The sequence below is a fragment of the Nocardioides sp. 1609 genome, from assembly GCF_004522105.1.
Taxonomy (GTDB): domain Bacteria; phylum Actinomycetota; class Actinomycetes; order Propionibacteriales; family Nocardioidaceae; genus Nocardioides.
The window spans coordinates 493501-516423 of record NZ_SPUJ01000003.1 but is presented as its reverse complement, the minus strand read 5'-3'; the positions used below and the strand labels follow the sequence as shown (position 1 = coordinate 516423).

Below are 22923 nucleotides of genomic sequence, written 5' to 3'. Positions count from 1 at the left end.
TCGATAGCGTCCTACGGATGAGTACTCCCGAGGCAGAGCCTGCCGAGCGCCCACCCCGCGTCGTCCTGGTCACCGGCGGCAACCGCGGCATCGGCCGCGCGATCGCCGAGGCCTTCGTCGCCCAGGGCGACAAGGTCGCCGTCACCACCCGGAGCGGCGGCGCGCCCGAGGGTGCCCTCGACGTGACGTGCGACGTCACCGACCCGGCCGCCGTCGAGGCGGCGTTCAAGACGATCGAGGCCGAGCTCGGCCCGGTCGAGGTGCTGGTCGCCAACGCCGGCATCACCGCCGACACCCTGGTGCTGCGGATGTCGGAGGAGGACTGGTCGAGCGTCATCGACACCAACCTGACCGGCTCCTTCCGGCTCGCCAAGCGCGCCGCGAAGGGCATGCTGCGGCTGCGCCGCGGCCGGATCATCTTCATCTCCTCGGTCGTGGGGCTGCTCGGCTCGCCCGGGCAGGTCAACTACGCGGCGTCCAAGGCCGGCCTCGTCGGCATGGCGCGGTCGCTGGCGCGCGAGCTGGGCTCGCGCTCGATCACCGCGAACGTCGTGGCGCCGGGCTTCGTCGACACCGACATGACCGACGTCCTCACCGACGAGCAGAAGGCAGCGATCAAGACGCAGGTGCCGCTCGGCCGGTACGCCGACCCGGCCGAGGTGGCCGCGGCGGTCACCTGGCTGGCCGGTGACGGCGCGGCGTACGTGACCGGGGCGGTCATCCCCGTCGACGGCGGACTAGGAATGGGGCACTGACATGGGCATTCTCGACGGCAAGACGATCCTGGTCGCAGGCGTGACGATGGACTCCTCCATCGGCTTCGCCACCGCGAAGGTCGCGCAGGAGCAGGGCGCCACGGTGCTCATCTCCAACTTCGGGCGCGCGCTCGGCATCACCCGCCGGATCGCGAAGCGGCTGCCGGAGACCCCGGCGGTCCTCGAGCTCGACGTCACCGACGACGACCACCTCGCCGGCCTCGCCGACCAGGTGCGCGAGCACGCGGGCGCCGACGCCCACCTCGACGGCGTCGTCCACTCGATCGCCTACGGCAACCCCGAGACGCTGCTCGGCGGCAAGTTCCTCGGCGGACCGTGGTCCGACGTCGCCCAGGCCCTCCAGGTCTCGGCGTACTCGCTGAAGTCGCTCACCATGGCCGCCAAGCCGTTGATGCCGGAGGGTGGCTCGGTCGTCGGGCTCACCTTCGACGCGACGGTCTCCTGGCCGGCGTACGACTGGATGGGCGTCGCCAAGGCGGCCCTCGAGTCGACGTCGCGCTACCTCGCGCGTGAGCTCGGCGCCGAGGGCATCCGGGTCAACCTGGTCTCGGCCGGTCCCCTCAAGACGCTGGCCGCCAAGGCGATCCCCGGTTTCGAGGACCTCGAGGCGCTGTGGTCCACCCGCGCCCCCCTCGGCTGGGACAACACCGACCACGCGCCCACCGCCAAGGCGGTCTGCGCGCTGCTCTCCGACCTCTTCCCGGCCACGACCGGCGAGATCGTCCACGTCGACGGCGGGTTCCACGCCACCGGCGCCTGACCTCCGTCCTGCGGTGTCCCTCCGTCTCCTCGTGGGGCCGGGCTCGCCGCCCGGCTCGGCAGTGGTGGCCGGTGGGTGGCGGGGTCGGTGGCCGGCGCGGGCGGGGAGGTCCCGGGTTCGATAGCGTCGGCGGGTGACGTCCTCGCTGCTCGAGCTGCGGGTCCTCGAGGGACCCAACCTCTACTTCCCCCGCGCCGCCATCAAGCTCACCCTCGACATCGGGGGCCTGAGCATCGCCTCGGAGGAGACCGCGACGCGCTTCGCGGCCCGGATCGGGCTGAGGAACGCCCGGCCGGGGTCCCCTGAGACCGGGTTCCGGCAGCGGTTCGCGCTGCGGGCGGTGGCCCGGCTGGTGCGCGCGGTCGCGCAGGAGTCCGGGACGTTGCGGCTCGGGGTGCGGGTGCGGTCGACGAGCAACCCGCACGAGGTGGTCGTCGCGTTCCCGTGGCGGCACCGCACCAAGGCCGAGGAGATGGGGCGCGCGGTCGGGTCGGTCCTGGACGCCATCCTCAGTGCCGACCTGGAGACCGCGGTGTCGGCCGCCGCCGAGCGCGTGCGCGCGGCCGAGGCGGGTCCGGCGCCGACGACGATCACGCCGACGATCCCGGTCGTCGCGGTGACAGGCACCAACGGCAAGACCACGACGTCGCGGATGGTGGCCCACATCGCACGCACCCACGGGCTCCTGGTCGGGTGGTCCAACACCGACGGCATCTACGTCGACGGTGAGATGGTCGAGGCCGGCGACTACTCGGGACCCAGCGGTGCCGGCCGGGTGCTGGCGCACCCCCAGGTGCAGCTGGCCGTCACCGAGACCGCGCGCGGCGGCATCCTGCTCAAGGGGATCGGGCTGGCGCGCAACGACGTCTCGGTCGTCACCAACGTCACCGCCGACCACCTCGGCCTCCAGGGCATCGACACCGTCGACCAGCTCGCCGAGGTCAAGGCGGTCGTGCCGCGGATCACCCGCCGCTCCGGCTGGGCGGTCCTGAACGCCGACGACCCGCGCGTCTACGCGATGCGCACCGTCATCCGGGCCCGGCCCTGGGTCTTCTCGCGCGACGTCGACTCGCCCGGCGTCCGCGACACGCTCTCCGACGGCGGGCGCGCCACCACCGTCATCGACGGCTGGGTCTGCGTCCTGCGGCCGAACGCCGACCCCGACCCGCTCGTCGAGCTGGTCGAGGTGCCGATGACGCTGGCCGGGCTGTCGCGGTTCAACGTCGAGAACACCCTCGCCGCCGCGTCGGCCGCCCTGGCGATCAAGATCCCGCGCGACACGGTGGTCGAGGGGCTGCGCACCTTCCGGCCGGACGCCGAGCACAACCCGGGCCGGATGAACTTCTTCACCCTGCCCGGCGGGCCCGACACCCTCGGCACCTCGGTCGTGATGGACCTGGCCCACAACGAGGCCGGCCTCGAGGCGCTGATGGAGATCATGAACGGCGTCCGGGCGCCCGGCGGTCGGCTCCTGCTCGGTCTCGGGGTCGTCGGCGACCGGACCGACGAGCTGATCGAGAAGCTCGGCGAGATCGCGGCGCGCGACAGCGACGTGGTGGCGATCGGCCACAAGGAGAAGTACCTGCGCGGTCGCACGATCGAGGAGCTCGAGACGCTGATGCGCGCCGGCGCCGAGCGGGTCGGCGTGACCGGCGTCCCGGCGTACCCCACCGAGGTCGCGGTGCTCGCCGCCCTCGTCGGCCAGGCCCTGCCCGGCGACGTCGTCGGGCTGATGTGCCACGCCGAGCGCGAGGAGTGCTACGACTGGATCGCCGAGCACGGCGGCACCCCCGACACCAACGACACCCTCGCGACGAAGGTCCGAAGGGCCGCCGAGACCGAGGAACGAGCTCCAGCCGCGCCCTGAGGAGGGTCGAGCAAGCGACCCTCCACGAGCTTGCGAAGGCGTGAACGGGGCTGACCCGTCACCTATCGGCGACGGGTCAGCGCGCATCCGACGCCGACCCGTCACCGATAGGTGACTGGTCAGCGGGGTGGCGCGTCCAGGGCCAGGTCATCAGGGCCCAGATCGCCGCGACGATGGCGACCTCGGCCAGCACGTAGACCGGCCAGGGGCCGAGCAGGTCGAGGAACGAGCCGTTGGACGGCTTGCGCTGCAGGTAGCCGTAGTTGGTGTCGGCGACGACGTTGAAGCAGTACGCCGACACCGCCCAGACGGCCGTGACCGCCAGCGTGAACCGGTACTCGCGCCAGGTGGGCGGGAGCCGGCGTCCCCAGACGAGGAGGACGGCCGCCCACGGGATGATCAGGTGGATGAACCAGTAGGCGAAGAAGCGCAGGTCGGGGAAGTCCTCGCCGAGGGACGGCGTGAGGATCGCCTGGGTGGTGAGGACCAGGCCCCAGAAGTAGGTGAGGGCGACGGCGCGGCGGTCGTGGGTCCACAGCGCCACGGCGGCCGCGATCCAGGCCAGGTCGCTGAGGTGGAGGGGCAGGGACACCCCGATCTCGAAACGGGTCACGACGTCGACGACCTGGGTCGGCACGTGCACCAGGGGGATCGCGACGGCCGCGGCCCGGCTGACGGCGTGGCTGCCGGTGCGCCGCTCCCGACGGCCGAGCGCGACCGCGACCGGCAGGCCCACGATGAAGAGCGCCATGGCGACCAGGTGGGCGGTGCCGTAGTTGTCCACGGGACCAGGATGCCGGACGAGGTCAGACGTCGCCCGGGTCGACGTGGTGCCCCGGACGGCCGAGGTCGAGGTCGCCCTCGATCACCAGCGCGACCAGCCCGGACGTCGTCCGCGTCTCGTGCAGCTCGTTCGGCTCCCAGACCGCGGCCTCCCCGGGGCCGATCTCGACCGGGTCGCCGTTGCTCCCGGACACCGACGCGTCGCCCGAGAGGACGACGAGCAGCTGGCGCCCCGCCGCCGGGTGGCGCCCGACGACGCCGCCGGGTCGCAGCGTGACGGTGACCAGGTGCGTCTCGGCGGTGATGCCGATCGCGCCGATGCTGAAGCCGACGCTGCCGTTGGCCTCGACCGGGCGGCGGGCGGCCGCGGAGAGGTCGAGGATCCTCACGAGGTGCGGGTCACTCGGCGGGCGCCGGCGAGAAGTCCGGGTCAGCGGCGGGTGCGTCCTCCGACGCGCCCGCCCCGGCCTGGGCCATCGACGACCAGGTCTCGAGCTCGGTCATCACCGCGGCGTGCTTGTCGACGCAGATGACGAGCAGGTCGCCCCGGTTGGCGCGCGACAGGCCGTGCCGGACCGCCTCGATCTCGTCGAGCACGGTCTCGACCTGCTTGCACCGCGCTCCGGCGGCCATCGCCGACCGCACGCCCTCGTCGACGAAGCGGGCGACGTCGCCCCGCTCGCGGCCGCGCAGGCCGACGTCCTCGCGGATGATGACGACGTCGAAGTGCTGCGCGGCGATCTCGCCGAGCTCGCGCATGTCCTGGTCCCGCCGGTCGCCGGCGGTGGCGATGACGCCGATCCGCGACGGGCGCGCCAGCTCGTGGGAGGACTCCAGCAGGTCGCCGGTGCGGTCGACGAAGTCGCCGAGCATCCGCATGCCGGGGGCGTTGTGGCAGTAGTCGACGATGACGTTGACGCCGTTGACGTCGACCTCGTTGAGCCGCCCGGGGGAGAGGTAGTAGCTGGTCGAGAACGTCCGCAGCCCCTGCCGGATGTCGTGCAGCGGCGCGCCGGCCGCGAACGCCGCGGCGGCGGCGGCCAGGGTGTTCTGCACGTTCATCCGGGCCCGGCCGTTGAACGTCGCGGGCAGCAGGTGCGTGAAGGCCATCTGCATCTCGCGTGGTCCGTGCTTGACCACGATCATCTCGCCACGCTCGGTCTGGTTCAGCACCAGCGCCTTGCCCCCGCGGCGGCAGTGGGCGTCGATCATGTCGCGGACCTCGGTGCCCGGCTCCTCCATGGAGAACCAGACGACCTGGCCCGAGCAGCGACGCCGCATCGCCCGCACCAGCGGGTCGTCGGCGTTGAGGACGGCGTGCCCGTCGCGCGGGACCGCCTCCACCAGGACGGCCTTGACGTCGGCGAGCTGCTCGACGGTGTCGATGCCGCGCAGGCCGAGGTGGTCGGGCTGCACGTTGACGACGACGGCGACGTCGTTGCGCTCGTAGCCGAGGCCCTCGCGCAGGATGCCGCCGCGGGCGACCTCGAAGACCGCCATGTCGACGCGCGGGTTCTGGAGCACCATGCGGGCCGACCGGGGACCCGAGGCGTCGGCGCGGATCAGCAGCCGCTCGTCGATGACGACGCCGTCGGTCGACGTCATGCCGACCTTGCGGCCCATGCCCTTGAAGATGTGGCTGATCATCCGGGAGGTCGTCGTCTTCCCGTTGGTGCCGGTGACCGCGATGATCGGGATCCGCGAGGTCGCGCCGGGCGGGAAGAGCATGTCGACGACGGGCTTGGCGATGAACTGCGGCTCGCCGATCGTCGGGTGCGTGTGCATCCGGAACCCGGGTGCGGCGTTGACCTCGCAGATCGCGCCGCCGGTCTCGCGGACGGGCTCGGTGATGTCGGGGCAGATGAAGTCGATGCCGGCGATGTCGAGGCCGACCATCCGGGCGGCCTCCTCGGCGATCTCGACGTTCTCCGGGTGGGCCTCGAAGGTGCGGTCGATCGAGATGCCACCGGTCGACATGTTGCCGGTGAGGGCGAGCTTGACCGGCGTGCCCTCGGGCGGGACGTCGGTCATGGCGAAGCCCTGCTCGCGGGCGAGCTCGATCGCGGCCTGGTCGACCTTGATCCGGGTCAGCACCTTCTCGTGCCCGACGCCGCGGCGCGGGTCGGCGTTCGCGGTGTCGACGAGCTGCTCGACCGTGGAGATCCCGTCACCGGTGACCGACGCCGGCACCCGCTCGGCGATCGCGGCGACCCGGCCGTCGATGATCAGGCAGCGGTAGTCCTTGCCGACGATCTGCGACTCGACCAGGACCACGCCGCGCCGCGACTCGGCCTGGGCGAGCTCGAAGGCCGCGCGGACGTCGTCCTCGTTCTCGTTGTCGAGGATCACGCCGCGGCCGTGGTTGCCGTCGAGCGGCTTCAGCACGACCGGGTAGCCGATCCGCTCGGCGGCGCGGACCGCCTGGTCGACGGTCCGCATCACCTCCTGCTTGGGCACCGGGAGCCCGGCCGCGCCGAGCAGCGAGGTGGTGAGGTCCTTGTCGGAGGCGATGTCGACGGCGATGGCGGAGGTGTTGGAGGTCATCGTGGCGCGGATGCGCTTGGCGTGGACGCCCTGCCCGAGCTGCACGAGCGAGTGCTGGTTGAGCCGGATCCAGGGGATGTCGCGCGAGACGGCCTCGTCGAGGATCGCCTGCGTCGAGGGGCCGAACGCCGTGCGCTGGGCCCGGCGGATGAACTCCTCGAGCTCGGTGTCCCAGTCGAACTCGGGGTCGGCCTCGACGAGGTGGTTGACCAGCCGGACGGCGAGCCGTCCCGCCGCCAGCCCGACCTGCTCGTCGGCGTAGCCGAAGATGACGTTGTAGAGGCCCTTGTGGCCCTTGACGCCGCGGGTCTTCCCGCGCCGCATGTCGTGCCCGACGACCTGCTGCAGGGCCAGCGCGGTGTGCTCGGCGACGTGGCCGAGCCAGGTGCCCTCGTTGAGCCGCTCCACGAAGCCGCCGCGCTTGCCGCGGGAGCAGGAGTGCTCCCTCAGGCCGGGCAGCATCGCCAGGATGTTGTCGGTGAACCCCGGGATGGTGTTGGTCGGGAACTCCTCGAGCGCGCCGAGGTCGACGACGAGGTGGATGGCCTTGTCGTAGGACCAGATGTTGGCGCCGCGGTAGACGCGGGTCTCGACGATCGAGAGGTCGGGGGTCGGTCGCTCGCTCACGGGGTCGCTCCGTCCGTCGGTTCCGGGTGGGCTGCCGGCTGCGCTGCCGGCTGCGCTGCCGGCTGCGCTGCCGGCTGTGCTGCAGGCTGTGCTGCCGGATGGGTGGCTGGGGGCCTGCGCGGCGTCGCGCCGCGACTGCGGGCGAGGCGCCGCTTCAAGGTGCCGGGGGAGGTGTCGGCGGCGGCGATGTCGCGCGCCATCTCGCGCAGGTCCTGGCCGGCCTCGGCCATCTCCGCGGCCTCGCCGGGGTCGACCTCGGCGACGTGCGGCAGCAGGGTGCGCGTGGTCAGGTCGAAGGCCGAGCCCTCCGGCAGCACGTGCAGGACGACGCCGCTGGCCAGGATGGGCGCCGAGCGGCGGGCCTCGAAGGCGTTGGTGGTGATCCGGGAGGGGTCCATGATCGTCACGGCGCCGCGTCCGACCACCCGCATCACCTCGTGCTCGTCGCCGTGCGCGCCGACCCGCTCGACGACGGCGCAGGTGTCCTCGTCCACGCCGATCCCGAGCAGCTGCGGCGACTGGGCAACGATCATGAGAAGCCGACCGTAGCGGTTGCGCTGGTCGAAGTGCTGGTCGATCACCGACGACTCCACGAGGCCGAGACCGGCCGCGACCTGGGTCATCCGCTGCTTCGGGGTGGAGCCCGGGCCGCCGAAGGCGACCATGTGGCTGGACTGGATGCTGGCGCCGGCCGACGTGCCGGCCACGACGGCGCCCCGCTCGCGCGCCGCGACGATCGCCTCGCCGAGCGGCGTCCCGCAGATGATCGCCGACAGCTTCAGCTGGTTGCCGCCGGTCATGAAGATGCCGGTGGCGCCGGCCACCCGCGCGACGACCTCGGGGTCGTGCGCGTCGTCACGGTGCTCCGGACGGACCGCGACGACGTCGGCGGCCCCCTCGCGACGGAAGAGGGCGTCGTAGACCTCGACGACCTCCGGACCGAGCGAGGACGCCGTGGGCACCACCGCGATCCGCGCCTCGCTGCCGCCTGCCGCGGCGACGAACTCCTTGAGGATCGTGCGCTTGCGGAGCTTGTCCTCCGCCCCTCCGATGATCATGAGTGGACCGCTAGCCATGGGCGTCACCCTAGGGGGACCCGGGTCGCACTAAAGTGACCGGCATGGTCGACACCCCTCGCACCCTGGTGGTCGTGCGGCACGCCAAGGCCGAGTCGCTCGGGACGACCGACTTCGAGCGCGAGCTCAGCGAGCGCGGCCGGGCCGATGCCGCGGCCGGCGGCCGCTGGCTGGCGGCGGCAGGGGTGCTCCCGCAGCGCGCCCTCGTGTCGGCCGCCGTGCGCACGGCGCAGACGTGGCGCGAGACCGCCGCCGGCGCGGGCTGGGACCTCGAGCCCGAGCTCGACCGCGGTCTGTACGCCGCCGACGTCGACAACGCGCTCGACCTGGTGCGGGCGCTCGACGACGCCGTGACCTCGGTCGTCGTGGTGGGCCACAACCCGACCATGGCCGCCCTCGCCCAGCTCCTCGACGACGGCGAGGGCGACGTCGAGGCCGGCAACGCGATGGCCACCGGGTCGTTCCCGACCAGCGCGACCGCCGTCTTCACCTGCCGCGGCCCGTGGGCCGACGTGCACCCCGCCACGGCGACGCTCCTCGCCTACCACGTCGGACGCGGCTGACGGCTCGTCCGACCCCCCGGCCGGGTCAGGGGAGGATCGCGTCGACGTAGCCGCCGTCGACGCGCAGCGCGCCGCCCGTGGTCGCCGAGGCCGCGTCGGAGGCCAGGTAGGTGCAGAGGTTCGCGATCTCGGCCGGCTCGATGAGGCGCTGGATCAGCGACTGCGGACGGTGGCGTCGCATGAACTCGCGCTGGGCCTCCTCCCACGGCAGGTCGGCGCCGACCAGCTCGGCCACGAAGTCCTCGACGCCGGCGGTGTGCGTCGGACCCGCGATCACGGCGTTCACGGTGACCCCGGTGCCGGCGGCCGCCTTCGCGTAGCCGCGCGAGACCGCGAGCAGCGCGGTCTTCGTCATCCCGTAGTGGACCATCTCCTCGGGGATGACCACCGCCGAGTCGCTGCAGATGAACTGCACCCGTCCCCAACCCCGCTCCGTCATCCCGGGCAGGTAGGCGCGGGTGAGGCGGACCCCCGAGAGCACGTTGACCTCGAAGTAGCGCCGCCACTCGTCGTCGTCGACCTCGAGCACCGGCCGGGCCCCGAAGATGCCGAGGTTGTTGACCAGGACGTCGGCGTGCGGGACGGCGGCGACGAGGGCCGCCGCGCCGGCCGCCGTGGCGACGTCGGCCGCCACCGGGACGACGTCCGCGCCGGGGACGACCGTGCGCACCTCGTCGGCCGCCCGGGCGCACGTCTCGTCGCTGCGGCCGTTGACGACCACGCGGGCCCCGGCCCGGGCCAGCCCGGTGACGATGGCCAGCCCGATGCCCTGGGTGGAACCGGTGACCACGGCGGTCCTGCCTGCGAGTGAGATCTCCATGCCACCAGCATGCCAAGCGCGCGGCCGGACCGCGCCTCCCTAGGATCGACGGGTGACCGGCCGGGGCTCCCTCAGCAGGCGCGCCGCCCTCGCGGGCCGGGAGATCGCCCACTGGCGGCCCTCGCTGCGCTGGCTGCGCGCCGTGCTGCGCTCGTTCGTCGTCTCCTTCCTCGCCGTCGCGGTCACGCTGTGGCTGGTGCCGGGGCAGCAGGTGCCCGAGGACGGCACCCGCTCGGTCGCCACCCTCGTGCTCGTGGTGCTGCTCGTCGGTGCGCTCCTCCGGCCGATCCTGACCCGGCTGACCGTCATCACCGGCGTCCTCGGGCTGCTGCTGGTCGGGTTCCTCGCGCAGAGCGTGGTGCTCGGCGTCGCCCTGGCGCTGGTGCCCTCGATCGAGCCGATCGACTTCCCCGAGCTGGTGCTGGCCGCGTGGGGCGTCGCGGTCGTGGCGGCCGTCCTCAACTGGGTCGTGGACGCCTCCAGCGGGGAGGTCTACCTCGCCCAGGTGCTCGGTCGGGCCGTCCGGACGGCGCGCCGGACCGACGTCAGCGGCCCCGGGCTGCTCGTGGTCCAGCTCGACGGCGTCGCCGAGCCGCTGCTGCGGCAGGCGGCCGCCGCCGGCGCGATCCCGTTCGTGACCCGCACGCTGCGCTCCGGCAGCCACGTGCTCCGCGGGTGGCACACCGGCGTCCCGTCGACGACACCCGCGGGTCAGGCCGTGCTCCTGCACGGCGAGGAGCACGCGATCCCGGCGTTCCGCTGGTACGACAAGGAGCGCGGGCGGGTGCTGGAGTGCAGCAGGCCGGCCGACGCCGCGGTGGCCGAGGCCGACTTCACCACCGGTCGCGGGCTGCTCGCCGACGGGGGAGCGAGCGTGGCCAACCTCTTCTCCGGCGACGCCCCGTTCCGTGCGCTGACCATGAGCGACGCCAAGCTGACCGGCAGCGAGCCGGGGGCGGCGCAGTTCGCGGCGTCCCGCTCCGGATTCGTCCGCTCGGTCGTGCTCCTCGCGGGTCAGGTCGTCACCGAGTGGTACCAGTGTCGGCGCCAGCGCTACCGCGACGTCGTCCCGCGCGTGCCCCGGGGCGGCTCGTTCGTCTTCCTGCGCGGCCTGACGACCGTCGTCCTGAAGGACCTCAGCGTCGCGATCGTCGCCGAGCACATGGCCCGCGGCACCCCGGTGGTCTACGTCGACTTCGTCGACTACGACGAGGTGGCGCACCACGCCGGGCCGACCCGGCCCGAGTCGATGCGGACCTTCGAGAGCCTCGACCGCGCGCTCCAGTTCTTCGCCGACCTGGCCCGCGAGGTCGGTCGCGACTACGAGATCGCGGTCGTCTCCGACCACGGCCAGACCCAGGGCAGCACCTTCCTCCAGCTCGAGGGGCGCACGCTCGCCGAGGCGGTGAGCGAGATCGTCGAGGTCGAGGTCGGCGCGCAGGAGGCACCCGCCGAGGTGCTGGGCCCGGCCAACCTGCTCGCCGCGACCGGGACGCCGACCCACGGCGCGCTGCGGCCGCACCGGCTCCTGAACCGGCGGCGGGCGGCGCCCGCGCCGGTCGCGGAGTCACCGGTGCAGGTCGTCGCCTCGGGCAGCATCGCCCACCTCTACCTGACCGGGCGGCCGGGCCGCCTGCACCGCGAGGACGTCGAGGAGGCGCTGCCCGCGCTGCTGCCCGGCCTCCGCGCGCTCGAGCACGTCGGCGTCGTCCTGACCCGGTGCCGCGACGGCGCCGTGGTGGTCGAGGACGCCGGCGGCCTCCGGGTGCTCGGCGGGTCGGGCGCCGGCCCCGACGCGTGGGGCGAGGACCCGCTGGCGCCGTACGGCCCGCTCGCCGCGGCCGACCTGCTGGCGCTCGACGGACGCAGCCACGTCGGCGACGTCGTCGTCCTCGGTCGCTACGACCCCCACCTCGGGGAGGTGGCCGCCTTCGAGGAGCTCGTCGGCTCGCACGGCGGCCTCGGCGGCTGGCAGACCGAGGCGCTGCTGGTGCACCCGGCCGGCTGGGCGGTGCCCGACGGCCCGCTCCGGGGCGGTGACGTGCACCGGCTGCTGGTGCGTCGACTCGTCGACCTCGGCCTGCGCCGCGCCGAGGACGAGGTCGTCGTCCCCGACCTGGAGGCCGCGCGGTGACCCGCGTGCCGACCGGCGGGGGGACCGCCGGCGTCACGTGGTGGGGTCACTCGTCGATGACGATCGACCTGCCGACGGCGTCGGTCGCCACCGACCCGCTCATGACCCGGCGGCTCTACCACCTGCGCCGCGCCGTGCCCGAGCCGCCGGAGGCGGCCAGCCGCGCCGACGTCGTCCTCGTCTCGCACCTGCACCACGACCACCTGCACCTGCCGTCGCTGGCCCGGTTCGCGCGCGACGTGCCGGTCGTCGTGCCGCGCGGGGCGCCGGCCGCGGTCAAGGGGCTGCGCTCCCGCGAGCTCGTCGAGGTCGCGCCCGGGGACTCCGTCGTGGTGGCGGGGGTCTCGATCGACGTGCTGCCGGCGACCCACGACGGGCGCCGCGACAACCTCCCGCGGCGCGCGCACGAGGTGCCGGCCCTCGGGTTCCGCTTCACCGACCAGACGACGAGCGTCTGGTACCCCGGCGACACCGGCGTCCGCGCCGACTTCGCCGACGTCGCCCCGGTCGACCTGGCCGCCGTGCCGATCGGGGGCTGGGGGCCGACGCTGGGCGACGAGCACCTCGACCCCGAGGAGGCCGTCGCCGCGGTGGCCGCGGTCGGCGCGCGCTGGGCGCTCGCCGTCCACTACGGGACCTACTGGCCGCTGGCCCTGCGCCGGCTGCACCCGCGCAACCACGACCGGCTCTTCGTGACCCCGCCGCAGCGCTTCCACCGCGCCGCCCAGGACTCGGGGCTGACCGCCGTCCCGCTGACCCCGGGCTTCGGCGAGCGCGTGGAGCTCGGGTGAGCGGCGACCTGGGCGTCACCGGCCTGCTCGCGCTGTTCGGGGTGGTGGCGTTCGGCGCCGTGGTCCCGGTCGTGCCGACCGGCGCCGCGGTCAGCGCCGCCGCCGTCCTGGCCCGCGCCGAGCACCCGTGGGAGGTCGTGCTCGTGCTCCTCGTGGGAGGCGCGGGCGCCTACACCGGCGACGTCGTCACCTACGCCGCGCTGCGGACGGCCGGGGCGCCGCTCGCACACCGGGTCGGCTGGCTCCGCGCCGACGACCCCGACGGCACCCTGCAGCACCTGCGGGCCCGGCTCGAGGCCGACGAGGTCCGCTCGCTGCTGCTCTCGCGGCTGGTCCCGGGCGGCCGGGTCCCGGTGCTGCTGGCCGCCGCGCTCGGCGGCTACCCGCTGGTGCGGTTCGCGAGTGCCGACGTCGCCGCTGCCCTGCTCTGGTCCTGCCTGTACGGCGGCATCGGGCTCGCCGGCGACGCGCTGGTCCCCGACCCCGCGGTCGCGGTCGTGGTGGTCGTCGTCGCCGCGCTCGTGGTCGGCCTGGTGCTGCCCCGGCTGCCCCGGCTGCGCCGCTCCCGCCGCGACGACGTGCCGCACGACGGCGCGGACGTCAGACCGGCGGGGCCGGCGTGACGATGCCGGCCTCGGCGTCGGCGGCCTCGATCTCCTCGCGGGAGATGCCGAGCAGGTAGAGGATGGTGTCGAGGTAGGGCACGTTCACCGTCGTGTCGGCCGCGCGCTGCACGACCGGCCGCGCGTTGTAGGCGATCCCGAGACCGGCGGCGTTGAGCATGTCGAGGTCGTTGGCCCCGTCGCCGATCGCGATCGTCGCGGCGACCGGCACGCCGACCCGCTCGGCGAACTCGCGCAGCGCGGCCGCCTTGCCGGCCCGGTCGACGACCGGCCCGACGATGCGGCCGGTGAGCCGTCCGTCGACGATCTCGAGCTCGTTGGCGCGGGCGAAGTGGATGCCGAGGTCGGCCGCGAGCCGGTCGGTGATCTGGCTGAACCCACCGCTGACGATCGCGAAGCGGTAGCCGAGGCGACGCAGCGTGCGCACCATCGTGCGGACGCCGGGGGTCACCACGATGTCGTCGTACACGGCGTCGAGCACGGCGGCGTCCAGGCCGGCGAGCAGCGAGACCCGGGCGCGCAGCGACTCCTCGAAGTCGAGCTCGCCGCGCATCGCGGCCTCCGTGACGCCGGCGACCTCCTCCTCGTGCCCGGCGTGGGCGGCGAGCATCTCGATCACCTCGCCCTGGATGAGCGTGCTGTCGACGTCCATCACGATGAGCCGCACGCCGCGGCGCAGCAGGTTGGCCGGCTGGACGGCGACGTCGACACCCTGGTGGGCCGCCTCGGGCGCGAGCAGCGACCGGAGCGTCTCGGGGTCGGAGCCGGAGACGTCGAGGTCGATCGCGGTGACCGGGTAGCGCGCCATCCGCTCGATCCGGTCGATGTTGCCTCCGCTGTCGGCGATCCGGCCGGCGATCGCGGCCATCTGGGAGGCGCGCAGCGGGCTGCCGATCACCGTGACGTGGGAGCGCCCGGTCCCCCGGGAACGGTTGTCGCCGGAGCCGCGCTCGACCTCGACCTGCATGCCGAGCGCCGCGGCGGTGTCCTCCACGACGCGAGCGACCTTCCTCCACTCACGCGGCGCGGTCACCAGCACCCCGAGGATCAGGCGCCGCCGCAGGATGATCTGCTCGACGTCGATCACCTCGACGCCGGCGCCGGACAGGGCCGCGAAGATCGCCGAGGTGACGCCGGGGCGGTCCTTCCCGGAGAGGGTCACGAGCAGGGTGTCGGTCGGGTCCTTCTGGGCGCTCATCAGGCGCGAGGATATCGCTCGTCGGCCCCACGACGGTGGTCGGTGCCGGTGGCGGGTGTCGGTGGTCGCCTCCATGCTGTCCCCATGGACCCCGAGGCTGCCCCCACGGACCCCGAGCAGCCGCCCGTCCCACCCGGCCCGTCGTCGGGCGCGGCGCTGCGCCGCTACGTCGCAGCGCTCGACGCCCGCGACTGGCACGATCTGGCCGCGTGTCTCGCCCCGGGCTTCGAGGCCCTGCTGGTGCACACCGGCGAGCGGTTCGACGCCGACGCCCAGGTCGCCTTCAACCGCGACTACCCCGGGGCCTGGCGCGTCACGCTGCAGGACGTCGTCGCCGACGGTGACCGCGCAGCGGGCCGGGCCCGGGTGAGCGACGGCGGCTCGACCTTCCACGTGGCCCTCTTCGCGACCGTCGCGGCCGGCGCGCTCGTCGAGCTCGTGGAGGTCTGGACCGAGGCCGAACAACCCCCACCCGACAGGAGCACGTGATGACCCAGCTGCACCACTCGTTCGACTACGTCGAGCTCGACTGCCCCGACCTCGTCGCCGCCAAGGCGTTCTACGCCGCCGCCCTGGGCTGGACGTTCAACGACTACGGACCCGGCCCCGACTACGTCGGCATCCGGCGGCCCGGCGGCGAGGGCGAGATCGGCGGCCTCAACCCGGCCGAGCCGCGCGGCCGGCGGGGGGCGCTCGTGCTCCTCTGGTCCGCCGACCTCGACGCCACCGCCGCGGCGGTGCGGGCGGCCGGGGGAGAGATCGTCGAGGGCCCCTACGCCTTCCCCGGCGGCCGGCGCTTCCACCTGCTCGACCCCGCCGGCAACGAGATCGGCGTCTGGGGCGCCTGAGAGGACGTCGGCGACCGTGCCCCGCCGGCGCGGCTCAGTCCGGCGGCCACACCTCGGGCGAGCAGGCGGCGACGAGCGCGCGTCGACCGGCTCGCGCGAGCGGGGCGAGCGCGTCGCGACGCTGGTCCATCTCCCACACCGACAGGGCGCCGCCGTCGTCCTCCAGCGCCAGCTCGGCGATGCCGAGGGCCTGGAGCCCGCGCGCGGCCAGGTCCACGCACCGGGCGGGGACGCCGGGGGGAGCATCGATCGCGGGGCGGTGGCGCAGGTTCATCAACCGGTCGGCCACCTCGGGTCGCCACCGGGCGACGTCCAGGACGGCCAGCCGCTCGGCCGTCTCGGGGAGCACCGCGCGCATCTCGCGGTCGGACTCGCCGACGTCCGGCAGCTGGCGCCGCCGGGCCGGCAGCACCTGCCACTCGACGGTCGGCCCCACGCGGGTGGGCACGAGCCCCGACTCGGTGCCGACGGCGACGACGCCCTCGCCGACCTCCAGCACCGCGTCGTTGAACACGACGGGCCCGCCGAGCCCGACCAGGTCGCCCTCGGCCGGGAACGTCGCGCCGAAGCCGCTCGCGCCCGCCGTCCGCAGCGCCGCCAGCGCGCCGAGCAGACCGGGGCCGGCGTCCGAGCCGAGCACGACGTGGGTCACGTCGTCGGCGATCACGCCGTCGAGGAGGTCGTCGGGCCCGACGTGCCCGCGCAGCCACGCGGTGCCCCACCAGGCGAGGCGTCCCGCCACCGGGAACTGCTCGGTCGTCGTGCTGCTCACGGAGGCCGAGCGTAGCCACCGATCCCGACCGCCTAGGGTGGCGGCATGGCTGCGGTCCTCGAGTTCGCCGACGTGACGGTGCGCCGGGGCACCACGACCCTCCTCGACGCCGTGACCTGGGTCGTGCGGGAGGGGGAACGCTGGGTCGTCCTCGGCCCCAACGGCGCGGGCAAGACCACCCTGCTCCAGGTCGCCTCGGCCCAGGTCCACCCGACCGACGGCGCCGTGGGCGTGCTGGGCGAGCTGATCGGCACCGTCGACGTGTTCGAGCTGCGGCCCCGGATCGGCCTCACCAGCGCGGCGCTGTCCGAGCGGGTCCCGCGGCACGAGGTCGTGCGCGACGTCGTCGTGTCGGCGGCGTACGGCGTCGTCGGCCGGTGGCGCGAGGAGTACGACGACCTCGACCACGGGCGTGCCCTCCAGCTGCTGCGCGAGGTCGGCGTCGACCACCTGGTCGACCGGACGTTCGGCACCCTCAGCGAGGGTGAGCGCAAGCGGGTCCTGGTCGCCCGCGCCCTGATGACCGACCCGGAGCTGCTGCTGCTCGACGAGCCCGCCGCCGGTCTCGACCTCGGCGGGCGCGAGGACCTGGTGGCCACCCTCTCCAACCTCGCCTACGACCCCGACGCCCCGGCGACCGTGCTCGTCTCCCACCACGTGGAGGAGATCCCGCCCGGGTTCACCCACGCACTGCTGCTGCGTGCCGGCGCGGTGGTGGCCGAGGGCCCGGTCGACGACGTCCTCACCGAGTCGCACCTGTCGGCGACGTTCGGCATGCCGCTGCAGCTCCAGCACGAGGACGAGCGCTGGGCGGCGCGACGCCGTCCTCGCCACCGCTGATCGTCGCGACCTCCCCACTAGGCTCGGGTCATGGAGTGGCTCGGAGACAACCTGTGGAGCGCGTGGCTCGCGCTCGCGGTCTTCCTGGGCGTGGCCGAGCTGATGAGCCTCGACCTGGTGCTGGTCATGCTGGCCGTCGGGGCGGTCGCCGCGATGGTGACCGCGCTGCTCGGTGCCCCGGTGCTCGCCCAGGTGCTGGTCGCGGGCGGTGCGTCCGTCGCGATGCTGGCCCTGGTGCGCCCCTCGGTCGTCAAGCGCCTGCACACCGGACCCGAGCTCAGCCTCGGCCACGGCAAGCTGGTCGGCCGGCAGGGTCTGGTCACCGCCGCGATCACGGCCAACGAGCCGGGACGCGTGCGCATCGACGGCGAGATCTGGTCGGCCACCCCGTACGACGAGACCCTCACCATCGCTCCCGGCCAGAGGGTCGAGGTCTTCGCGATCCAGGGTGCGACAGCCCTGGTCCACCCGGTATCCACGCTCGAGGAGAGTGACTGACATGGGTTTCCTGATCGCCCTCGGACTGCTGCTGGTGTTCGTGGTCGTCCTGCTCGCCAAGACGATCCAGATCATCCCGCAGGCCCGCGCCGGCATCGTCGAGCGGTTCGGCAAGTACAAGGAGACCCTGCCCGCCGGCCTCAACACGGTGCTCCCGTTCATCGACAAGGTGCGCTACCAGATCGACCTGCGCGAGCAGGTCGTCAGCTTCCCGCCCCAGCCGGTGATCACCGAGGACAACCTCGTGGTCTCGATCGACACCGTCATCTACTTCCAGGTCACCGACCCCATCGCTGCGACGTACGAGATCGCCGACTACATCCAGGCCGTCGAGCAGCTCACCACGACGACGCTGCGCAACATCGTCGGTGGCATGGACCTCGAGGAGACGCTCACCAGCCGCGACTCCATCAACTCCGGCCTGCGCGGCGTCCTCGACGAGGCGACCGGCAAGTGGGGCATCCGGGTCAACCGGGTCGAGCTCAAGGGCATCGACCCGCCCCCGTCGATCAAGGACTCGATGGAGAAGCAGATGCGCGCCGACCGCGAGAAGCGCGCGGTCATCCTCAGCGCCGAGGGGCAGCGCCAGGCCGCCATCCTCACCGCCGAGGGCGCGAAGCAGTCCTCGATCCTCAACGCCGAGGGCGACCGCGAGTCGCAGATCCTGCGGGCCCAGGCCGACCGCGAGTCGCAGATCCTGCGCGCCCAGGGTGAGGGCCAGGCGATCCAGACGGTCTTCCAGGCCATCCACGACGGTCGTCCCGACCAGTCGCTGCTGGCCTACCAGTACCTGCAGATGATGCCGAAGATCGCCGAGGGCGACGCCAACAAGGTGTGGGTCATCCCCTCCGAGATCACCAAGGCCCTCGAGGGGCTCGGCTCCGCCGTCCACGAGGTCGCCGGCATCCCGAAGAAGGTCGACGGACCCGCCAAGCGCGTCGACATGGGCCCGACCGAGCCGCAGGTGCCCGAGGACGGCGGTCAGATCAGCTCGAACGCCGCCGTCGCCGCCGCGATCGCCGAGGCCGAGGTGGCCGCCCACCCGGGCAGGTCCCTCGAGGCCGAGCCGCCGGTCGTCGTGGAGACGACCGACCCGGCGATCGACCCGACCAACGTCCCGGCCGACGAGCCCCAGGATCCGCCCGCCCCGCTCGGGTGAGCCTGCTCGAGTGCGTCGCGGTCGTCCTCGCCGGACTGGCCGCCGGGACGATCAACTCCGTCGTCGGCAGCGGCACCCTGATCACCTTCCCGACGCTGCTGGCGTTCGGCGTCCCGCCGGTCGTCGCGAACGTGTCCAACAACATCGGCCTCGTGCCGGGGTCCGTCGCCGGCGCGATCGGCTACCGCGACGAGCTCGGCGGCCAGCGCGGGCGCGTCCTCCGGCTGCTCAGCGCCTCGGTGCTCGGCGGTGCGACCGGTGCGGTGCTGCTGCTCTGGCTGCCGGAGGGCGCCTTCGAGACGATCGTGCCGGTCCTCATCATGCTCGGCGTCGTGCTGGTCGTCCTCCAACCCAGGCTGTCGGCGTGGGTCAGGGCGCGCGCGGAGGCGAGCGGGGTCGAGACCGAGGGGGACCACTGGTGGGTCTGGCCCGCCGTGCTGCTCACCGGCGTGTACGGCGGCTACTTCGGCGCCGCCCAGGGCGTGCTCCTGATGGGTGTGCTCGGCATCGGCATCGCCCAGTCGCTGCAGCGCAGCAACGCCGTCAAGAACGTGCTCGCCGCCGCCGTGAACGGGGTGGCCGGTGCGATCTTCGCGGTGGTCGCCGACGTCGACTGGCTGGTCGTCGTGCTGATCGGCAGCGGCGCGGTCGTCGGCGGGCTGCTCGGCGCTCGGGTCGGCAAGCGGCTGCCGCCGGTCGCGCTGCGCGCGGTCATCGTCGTCGTCGGCCTGGTCGCCTTCGTCGCGATCCTCGCCGGCTGACAGCGCCGACCCGGGAGAGGTCCCGGGTGAGTCGGGGTGTCGAGACTCCGACCCGGCAACGAAGTCCGGGGTGAGTCGGCGTGTCGAGAAGGCGACCCGGCCGGGGAGCCGGGCGCTCGCGGCCCGATCGCAGACCCGGCGGCGGGAGGTCCAGGTCAGACGGCCTCGAGGGAGGTGCGGGTCTGCTTGCGGACCCGCAGACCGAGGAGACCCGAGACGACGGCGATGCCGGCGACCCCGACGAGACCCAGCCCGACGTTGCGGGGGACCTCCTCCTCGCCGACGGCGGCGTAGGCCGTGGCGGCGTCCGAGGCGTCGACGGCCATCCCGACCAGCACCAGCGTGCGGCGGGCCGATCCGGAGGCGAGCAGGGTGGCGGTGCCGAGGGCGATCTCGCGCGTCCCGAACCACTGCGCCAGCAGGGGGCGGGACGTCGGCGCGGCCGGCGAGCCCATCGTCGAGGACACGACGTCCGGCCTCACGAGAGCGGCGATGCCGACGCCGATGCGGCCGAGGGACAAGGTGGTGACCGGGTTCATGTCGGCGAGACTAGCGCCGGTCGGCACGCACCCGGGGACCGAGGACCGGCGTGCGCCAGTCGCCGTTGTCGGCGCCGCGCGGTGACCACCTGTCGAAGCTGCCGTCCGCTGCGACGTTCTGGACCTCGGCACCGACGCGGACCCACTCGGGTGCGCGGAAGCAGCGGCGGGGCACCGTGGCGACCACCGTGCCGGCTGAGCGGCTGATCCGCGCCTGCGCTCCTGCGCACCCGGACGACACGGTGGCGTAGGTGATGAACCCGCACTCGTCGGGCTCGACGGCGGTGAGGTCGGGCGCCCGGCCGATGAAGACGCCACCGCCGGGCCCCCTGGCGTCGACGCTGACCAACCAGTCGTGCCGCGGGGTGCGCACGGTGAACTCGGCCCAGAGGTCGCGAGGGCGCGGGAGCCCGATGACGTCGAGCCGGAGCACGACGTCGGTGCTGGTGTGGCGCACCGCGAGGCGTCGGATGTCGCCGTCGGGCGTGGAGCGCCGGGTCACGGTGCCGCAGGGCTCGGGCTCCGGGTCGAAGGTGACGACGATGGCGTCGCCGACCGGCTCGTTGTCCGACCACCGGTCGGCGTGCGCGGGGACGGCGGACAGCGGGGCCAGCGCCACGAGGGCGGCGGCCAGGAGTGCGAGACGTCGGATCACCGGCACAGTGTGCCGGGCCGGCGCCGGGTTCGCTGCCGAACCGCGCCGGTAGCGTTCCGGACGTGGACCTCTACGACGTGATGCGGACGACCCCGGCGGTGCGCGAGTTCACCGACGACCCGTTGCCCGACGACGTGCTCCTGCGCATCCTCGACCACGCGCGGTTCGCGCCGTCCGGCGGCAACCGGCAGGGTGCGCACGTCGTCGTCGTCCGCGACCACGAGACACGACGCCGGCTCGCCGCGCTCTACCAGCCCGCGGCCCAGCGCTACGTCGCGCAGGTCGCCGCAGGGGAGAGCCCGTGGAACAGCGTGCACCCGCCCGGCCCGTCGCCCGAGGAGATCGCCGCGACCGAGGTGCCGGAGCGCTTCACGAGGCCCGTGCTGACCGCGGGAGCCGTGCTGGTGGTGCTCGTCGACCTCAGCGTCGTCGCCTCCATGGACCAGGACCTCGACCGCGTCGGCGTCATCAGCGGCGCCTCGGTCTACCCGCTGGTCTGGAACATCCTGCTCGCGGCCCGCAACGAGGGCTTCGGCGGCACCATCACCACGATGGCCGTCGTCGAGGAGGACGCCGTCCGCGAGCTCCTCGGGGTCCCGGACACCTACGCGCTGGCCGCCGTCGTCCCGCTCGGGAAGCCGGTCAGGCAGCTCACCCGCCTCCGGCGGCAGCCGGTGGAGGAGTTCGTCACCCTCGAGCGCTACGACGGTCCGCCGCTCGCCTGAGCCACGGCGCGCCGCCGGCGCGGTCCAGCCGCACCTCCTCGCCCGCCGGGCTCAGGTCAGGTAGGCGCCCACCCAGCGCTCGAGCTGGTCGTAGACCACCGCGCGCACCGCCGGCCGGGACAGGACGACGTCGTGCACGGCGCCGTCGATCGCGGCGTACGTCACGTGCGGGCCGACCGAGGTCGCCCAGCGCCGGATCTGCGGCACGTCGAGCACGATGTCGTGGGTGTAGACGTCGTCGTCGAGATCGGGCGGGCGCACGGTGGCGGCCGAGGAGAGCACCAGCACGGGCGCGAGGACCGAGAGGCCGGCGTGCAGCTCGGCGTGGGCGCGGCGGATCGCGCGCAGCCACCCGAAGCGCACCGGGTAGGAGAGGACCGGCTTCCACTCGAGGTCGTAGTCCCACTCCCCGCCGTGCTCGCGGTGCAGGCTCCTGCCGTAGATCCCGTTGGCGTCCTTGCCGAGCACGCGCATCGGCTGCCGCTGCCCGACCCGGTCCAGGACGGCGCTGGTGACCGGCGAGCGCATCCAGGGCGCGCCCTGCAGGTCGAACCACGGGGAGTTGAGCACCATCCCGGTCAGCTCGGGCGCCTGGCGCGAGTCGGCCCACAGCGGGACGATGAGCCCGCCCGTGGAGTGCGCCGACACGACGACCGCGTCGTGGCCGTCACGCTCGGTGATCCGCCACCAGGCGAGGTCGAGCTCGGCGTAGTAGGTGTGGACGTCGTCGACGTACGTCGGCGTCTGGTGCGGACGGATCGAGCGGCCGTACTTGCGCAGGTCGAGGGCGTAGAAGTCGTAGCCGCGATCGAGCCACCACGCGGCGTACTCGGTCTGGAAGAAGTAGTCGGCGAACCCGTGGACGTAGAGGACCGCGCGGCCGTTGGGGTTCTCGGCCCTCCGGCTGACCAGGGTCGCGACGACCGGCCCCTCGGCGTCGGGGGCGAGGCCGATGGTCTCGGCCGTCCAGGGCTCGCCGAGGACGTCGACGCTCTGATCGGGGTGCACGCCCCCTAGTAAAGCGACCGATGACGTAGCGTCGCGACGTGCCCGTCCCCGAGTTCGTCGTCGAGCTGCGCCGTCACGTCGGGCACGCCCCGTTGTGGCTCTCCGCCGTCACCGCCGTCGTGCTCCGCGACGACGAGGTCCTGCTGGTGCGGCGCTCGGACGACGGCACCTGGTCGCCGATCACCGGCATCCTCGACCCCGGCGAGGAGCCGGCCGTCGGCGCCGCCCGCGAGGCGCTCGAGGAGACCGGCGTCGAGATCCAGGTCGACCGGCTCGTCTCGGTGGGGGCCACGGGCGGCGTCGTCCACGTGAACGGCGACCGCGCCTCCTACCTCGACCTCACCTTCGCGTGCACCTGGCTCTCGGGCGAGGCCCACGTCGCCGACGACGAGTCGGTGGACGTGCGCTGGTGGCCGGTCGACGCGCTGCCGCCGATGCGGCCGACCCTCCTGGAGCGGATCGCCGCGGCCCTCGCGGGGGAGCCGGCGGCCCGGTTCCGCCGGGCACCGCGCGCGTAGCCGCCGCGGCGCCCGACCGTGGCATCGACCCTGCTCAC

25 protein-coding genes are annotated in these 22923 nt (G+C 73.8%); 15 read left to right on the top strand and 10 right to left on the bottom strand.

Annotated features, from left to right (window positions below; genetic code table 11):
* Window positions 1–17 precede the first annotated feature (17 nt).
* From E4623_RS08690 to E4623_RS08680, 3 genes are all read left to right on the top strand, one after another.
* Window positions 18–755: a beta-ketoacyl-ACP reductase gene (locus E4623_RS08690; protein WP_134766105.1), complete on the top strand. Its 738-nt coding sequence runs from the start codon at window positions 18–20 to the stop codon at window positions 753–755.
* 1 nt (window position 756) lies between these two features.
* Window positions 757–1536 (top strand): enoyl-ACP reductase FabI, encoded by a 780-nt coding sequence (gene fabI / locus E4623_RS08685; RefSeq protein WP_134766104.1) that lies wholly within the window; start codon window positions 757–759, stop codon window positions 1534–1536.
* A gap of 133 nt (window positions 1537–1669) precedes the next feature.
* The gene (locus E4623_RS08680; RefSeq protein ID WP_134766103.1) at window positions 1670–3403 is read left to right on the top strand and encodes a Mur ligase family protein; all 1734 of its coding nucleotides are present in this window, start codon (window positions 1670–1672) and stop codon (window positions 3401–3403) included.
* Between the two features lie 76 nt (window positions 3404–3479).
* Here the strand turns inward: E4623_RS08680 and E4623_RS08675 are convergent, their stop codons facing one another.
* From E4623_RS08675 to E4623_RS08660, 4 genes are read right to left on the bottom strand one after another with little or no spacing between them, the layout of a single operon-like run.
* Complete coding sequence (locus E4623_RS08675; RefSeq protein WP_209020576.1) at window positions 3480–4187, bottom strand: TIGR02206 family membrane protein; 708 nt, start codon at window positions 4185–4187, stop codon at window positions 3480–3482.
* A gap of 22 nt (window positions 4188–4209) precedes the next feature.
* On the bottom strand, window positions 4210–4575 hold the full coding sequence (locus E4623_RS08670; protein ID WP_167736538.1) for a cupin domain-containing protein: 366 nt from the start codon (window positions 4573–4575) through the stop codon (window positions 4210–4212).
* A gap of 10 nt (window positions 4576–4585) precedes the next feature.
* Window positions 4586–7357 (bottom strand): cyanophycin synthetase, encoded by a 2772-nt coding sequence (gene cphA, locus E4623_RS08665; protein ID WP_134766101.1) that lies wholly within the window; start codon window positions 7355–7357, stop codon window positions 4586–4588.
* A complete protein-coding gene (locus E4623_RS08660; protein ID WP_134766100.1) occupies window positions 7354–8433 on the bottom strand; it encodes a cyanophycinase in 1080 nt (359 codons plus the stop codon). Before E4623_RS08660 ends, cphA begins: the two co-directional genes overlap by 4 nt.
* A gap of 44 nt (window positions 8434–8477) precedes the next feature.
* Between E4623_RS08660 and E4623_RS08655 the strand changes: the two genes are divergently transcribed.
* Window positions 8478–8996 (top strand): histidine phosphatase family protein, encoded by a 519-nt coding sequence (locus tag E4623_RS08655; protein WP_134766099.1) that lies wholly within the window; start codon window positions 8478–8480, stop codon window positions 8994–8996.
* A gap of 25 nt (window positions 8997–9021) precedes the next feature.
* Here the strand turns inward: E4623_RS08655 and E4623_RS08650 are convergent, their stop codons facing one another.
* Window positions 9022–9816, bottom strand: coding sequence for an SDR family oxidoreductase (locus E4623_RS08650; RefSeq protein WP_134766098.1), 795 nt, complete (start codon window positions 9814–9816; stop codon window positions 9022–9024).
* A 52-nt stretch (window positions 9817–9868) separates the two neighbouring features.
* On the opposite strand from E4623_RS08650, the gene E4623_RS08645 reads away from it, so the two are divergent.
* Genes E4623_RS08645 through E4623_RS08635 form a run of 3 tightly spaced genes read left to right on the top strand, consistent with a single transcriptional unit; the run spans window position 9869 to window position 13364 of the window.
* Entirely contained in the window at window positions 9869–11950 is a 2082-nt protein-coding gene (locus tag E4623_RS08645) for an alkaline phosphatase family protein (protein ID WP_134766097.1), read from the top strand.
* Window positions 11947–12741, top strand: a complete 795-nt coding sequence (locus tag E4623_RS08640) for an MBL fold metallo-hydrolase (RefSeq protein ID WP_348537285.1) — start codon at window positions 11947–11949, stop codon at window positions 12739–12741. The genes E4623_RS08645 and E4623_RS08640 overlap by 4 nt, the downstream gene beginning before the upstream one ends.
* On the top strand, window positions 12738–13364 hold the full coding sequence (locus E4623_RS08635; RefSeq protein ID WP_134766095.1) for a VTT domain-containing protein: 627 nt from the start codon (window positions 12738–12740) through the stop codon (window positions 13362–13364). The genes E4623_RS08640 and E4623_RS08635 overlap by 4 nt, the downstream gene beginning before the upstream one ends.
* Here E4623_RS08635 and serB read toward each other — a convergent pair.
* Complete coding sequence (gene serB / locus E4623_RS08630) at window positions 13342–14562, bottom strand: phosphoserine phosphatase SerB (RefSeq protein ID WP_134766094.1); 1221 nt, start codon at window positions 14560–14562, stop codon at window positions 13342–13344. The two genes, E4623_RS08635 and serB, sit on opposite strands and share 23 nt — an antisense overlap.
* Window positions 14563–14646: 84 nt before the next feature.
* Between serB and E4623_RS08625 the strand changes: the two genes are divergently transcribed.
* Together E4623_RS08625 and E4623_RS08620 are read left to right on the top strand one after the other, a co-directional pair.
* Complete coding sequence (locus E4623_RS08625; protein WP_134766093.1) at window positions 14647–15051, top strand: nuclear transport factor 2 family protein; 405 nt, start codon at window positions 14647–14649, stop codon at window positions 15049–15051.
* Window positions 15051–15410 (top strand): VOC family protein, encoded by a 360-nt coding sequence (locus E4623_RS08620; RefSeq protein ID WP_134766092.1) that lies wholly within the window; start codon window positions 15051–15053, stop codon window positions 15408–15410. The genes E4623_RS08625 and E4623_RS08620 overlap by 1 nt, the downstream gene beginning before the upstream one ends.
* Window positions 15411–15444: 34 nt before the next feature.
* Here the strand turns inward: E4623_RS08620 and E4623_RS08615 are convergent, their stop codons facing one another.
* On the bottom strand, window positions 15445–16182 hold the full coding sequence (locus tag E4623_RS08615) for a hypothetical protein (protein WP_134766091.1): 738 nt from the start codon (window positions 16180–16182) through the stop codon (window positions 15445–15447).
* A gap of 45 nt (window positions 16183–16227) precedes the next feature.
* Between E4623_RS08615 and E4623_RS08610 the strand changes: the two genes are divergently transcribed.
* Genes E4623_RS08610 through E4623_RS08595 form a run of 4 tightly spaced genes read left to right on the top strand, consistent with a single transcriptional unit; the run spans window position 16228 to window position 19440 of the window.
* Window positions 16228–17022, top strand: coding sequence for an ABC transporter ATP-binding protein (locus E4623_RS08610; protein WP_134766090.1), 795 nt, complete (start codon window positions 16228–16230; stop codon window positions 17020–17022).
* A 30-nt stretch (window positions 17023–17052) separates the two neighbouring features.
* Window positions 17053–17520: an NfeD family protein gene (locus E4623_RS08605; RefSeq protein ID WP_134766089.1), complete on the top strand. Its 468-nt coding sequence runs from the start codon at window positions 17053–17055 to the stop codon at window positions 17518–17520.
* A 1-nt stretch (window position 17521) separates the two neighbouring features.
* Window positions 17522–18679 carry an SPFH domain-containing protein gene (locus E4623_RS08600; protein WP_134766088.1) on the top strand — a complete coding sequence of 386 codons (1158 nt, stop codon included), beginning with the start codon at window positions 17522–17524 and terminating at the stop codon, window positions 18677–18679.
* On the top strand, window positions 18676–19440 hold the full coding sequence (locus E4623_RS08595) for a sulfite exporter TauE/SafE family protein (protein ID WP_134766087.1): 765 nt from the start codon (window positions 18676–18678) through the stop codon (window positions 19438–19440). The genes E4623_RS08600 and E4623_RS08595 overlap by 4 nt, the downstream gene beginning before the upstream one ends.
* Window positions 19441–19595: 155 nt before the next feature.
* Here E4623_RS08595 and E4623_RS08590 read toward each other — a convergent pair whose 3' ends face one another.
* Window positions 19596–19979 carry a DUF4267 domain-containing protein gene (locus tag E4623_RS08590; protein WP_134766086.1) on the bottom strand — a complete coding sequence of 128 codons (384 nt, stop codon included), beginning with the start codon at window positions 19977–19979 and terminating at the stop codon, window positions 19596–19598.
* A gap of 10 nt (window positions 19980–19989) precedes the next feature.
* Complete coding sequence (locus tag E4623_RS08585; protein WP_134766085.1) at window positions 19990–20634, bottom strand: hypothetical protein; 645 nt, start codon at window positions 20632–20634, stop codon at window positions 19990–19992.
* 62 nt (window positions 20635–20696) lie between these two features.
* Between E4623_RS08585 and E4623_RS08580 the strand changes: the two genes are divergently transcribed.
* Complete coding sequence (locus E4623_RS08580) at window positions 20697–21359, top strand: nitroreductase family protein (protein ID WP_209020575.1); 663 nt, start codon at window positions 20697–20699, stop codon at window positions 21357–21359.
* Between the two features lie 51 nt (window positions 21360–21410).
* Here the strand turns inward: E4623_RS08580 and E4623_RS08575 are convergent, their stop codons facing one another.
* Window positions 21411–22367 carry an alpha/beta hydrolase gene (locus E4623_RS08575; protein WP_134766084.1) on the bottom strand — a complete coding sequence of 319 codons (957 nt, stop codon included), beginning with the start codon at window positions 22365–22367 and terminating at the stop codon, window positions 21411–21413.
* Window positions 22368–22405: 38 nt separating this feature from the next.
* On the opposite strand from E4623_RS08575, the gene E4623_RS08570 reads away from it, so the two are divergent.
* Entirely contained in the window at window positions 22406–22885 is a 480-nt protein-coding gene (locus E4623_RS08570) for an NUDIX domain-containing protein (protein ID WP_134766083.1), read from the top strand.
* Window positions 22886–22923 lie beyond the last annotated feature (38 nt).

What these genes read in the sequence shown, in the direction of transcription:
- E4623_RS08650 (WP_134766098.1), bottom strand. Translation starts at nt 9,816, where the DNA reads ATGGAGATCTCACTCGCAGGCAGGACCGCCGTGGTCACCGGTTCCACC.
- fabI (WP_134766104.1), top strand. Translation starts at nt 757, where the DNA reads ATGGGCATTCTCGACGGCAAGACGATCCTGGTCGCAGGCGTGACGATG.
- E4623_RS08600 (WP_134766088.1), top strand. Translation starts at nt 17,522, where the DNA reads ATGGGTTTCCTGATCGCCCTCGGACTGCTGCTGGTGTTCGTGGTCGTC.
- E4623_RS08610 (WP_134766090.1), top strand. Translation starts at nt 16,228, where the DNA reads ATGGCTGCGGTCCTCGAGTTCGCCGACGTGACGGTGCGCCGGGGCACC.
- E4623_RS08605 (WP_134766089.1), top strand. Translation starts at nt 17,053, where the DNA reads ATGGAGTGGCTCGGAGACAACCTGTGGAGCGCGTGGCTCGCGCTCGCG.
- E4623_RS08660 (WP_134766100.1), bottom strand. Translation starts at nt 8,433, where the DNA reads ATGGCTAGCGGTCCACTCATGATCATCGGAGGGGCGGAGGACAAGCTC.
- E4623_RS08690 (WP_134766105.1), top strand. Translation starts at nt 18, where the DNA reads ATGAGTACTCCCGAGGCAGAGCCTGCCGAGCGCCCACCCCGCGTCGTC.
- E4623_RS08655 (WP_134766099.1), top strand. Translation starts at nt 8,478, where the DNA reads ATGGTCGACACCCCTCGCACCCTGGTGGTCGTGCGGCACGCCAAGGCC.
- E4623_RS08625 (WP_134766093.1), top strand. Translation starts at nt 14,647, where the DNA reads ATGGACCCCGAGGCTGCCCCCACGGACCCCGAGCAGCCGCCCGTCCCA.
- serB (WP_134766094.1), bottom strand. Translation starts at nt 14,562, where the DNA reads ATGAGCGCCCAGAAGGACCCGACCGACACCCTGCTCGTGACCCTCTCC.
- E4623_RS08590 (WP_134766086.1), bottom strand. Translation starts at nt 19,979, where the DNA reads ATGAACCCGGTCACCACCTTGTCCCTCGGCCGCATCGGCGTCGGCATC.
- E4623_RS08620 (WP_134766092.1), top strand. Translation starts at nt 15,051, where the DNA reads ATGACCCAGCTGCACCACTCGTTCGACTACGTCGAGCTCGACTGCCCC.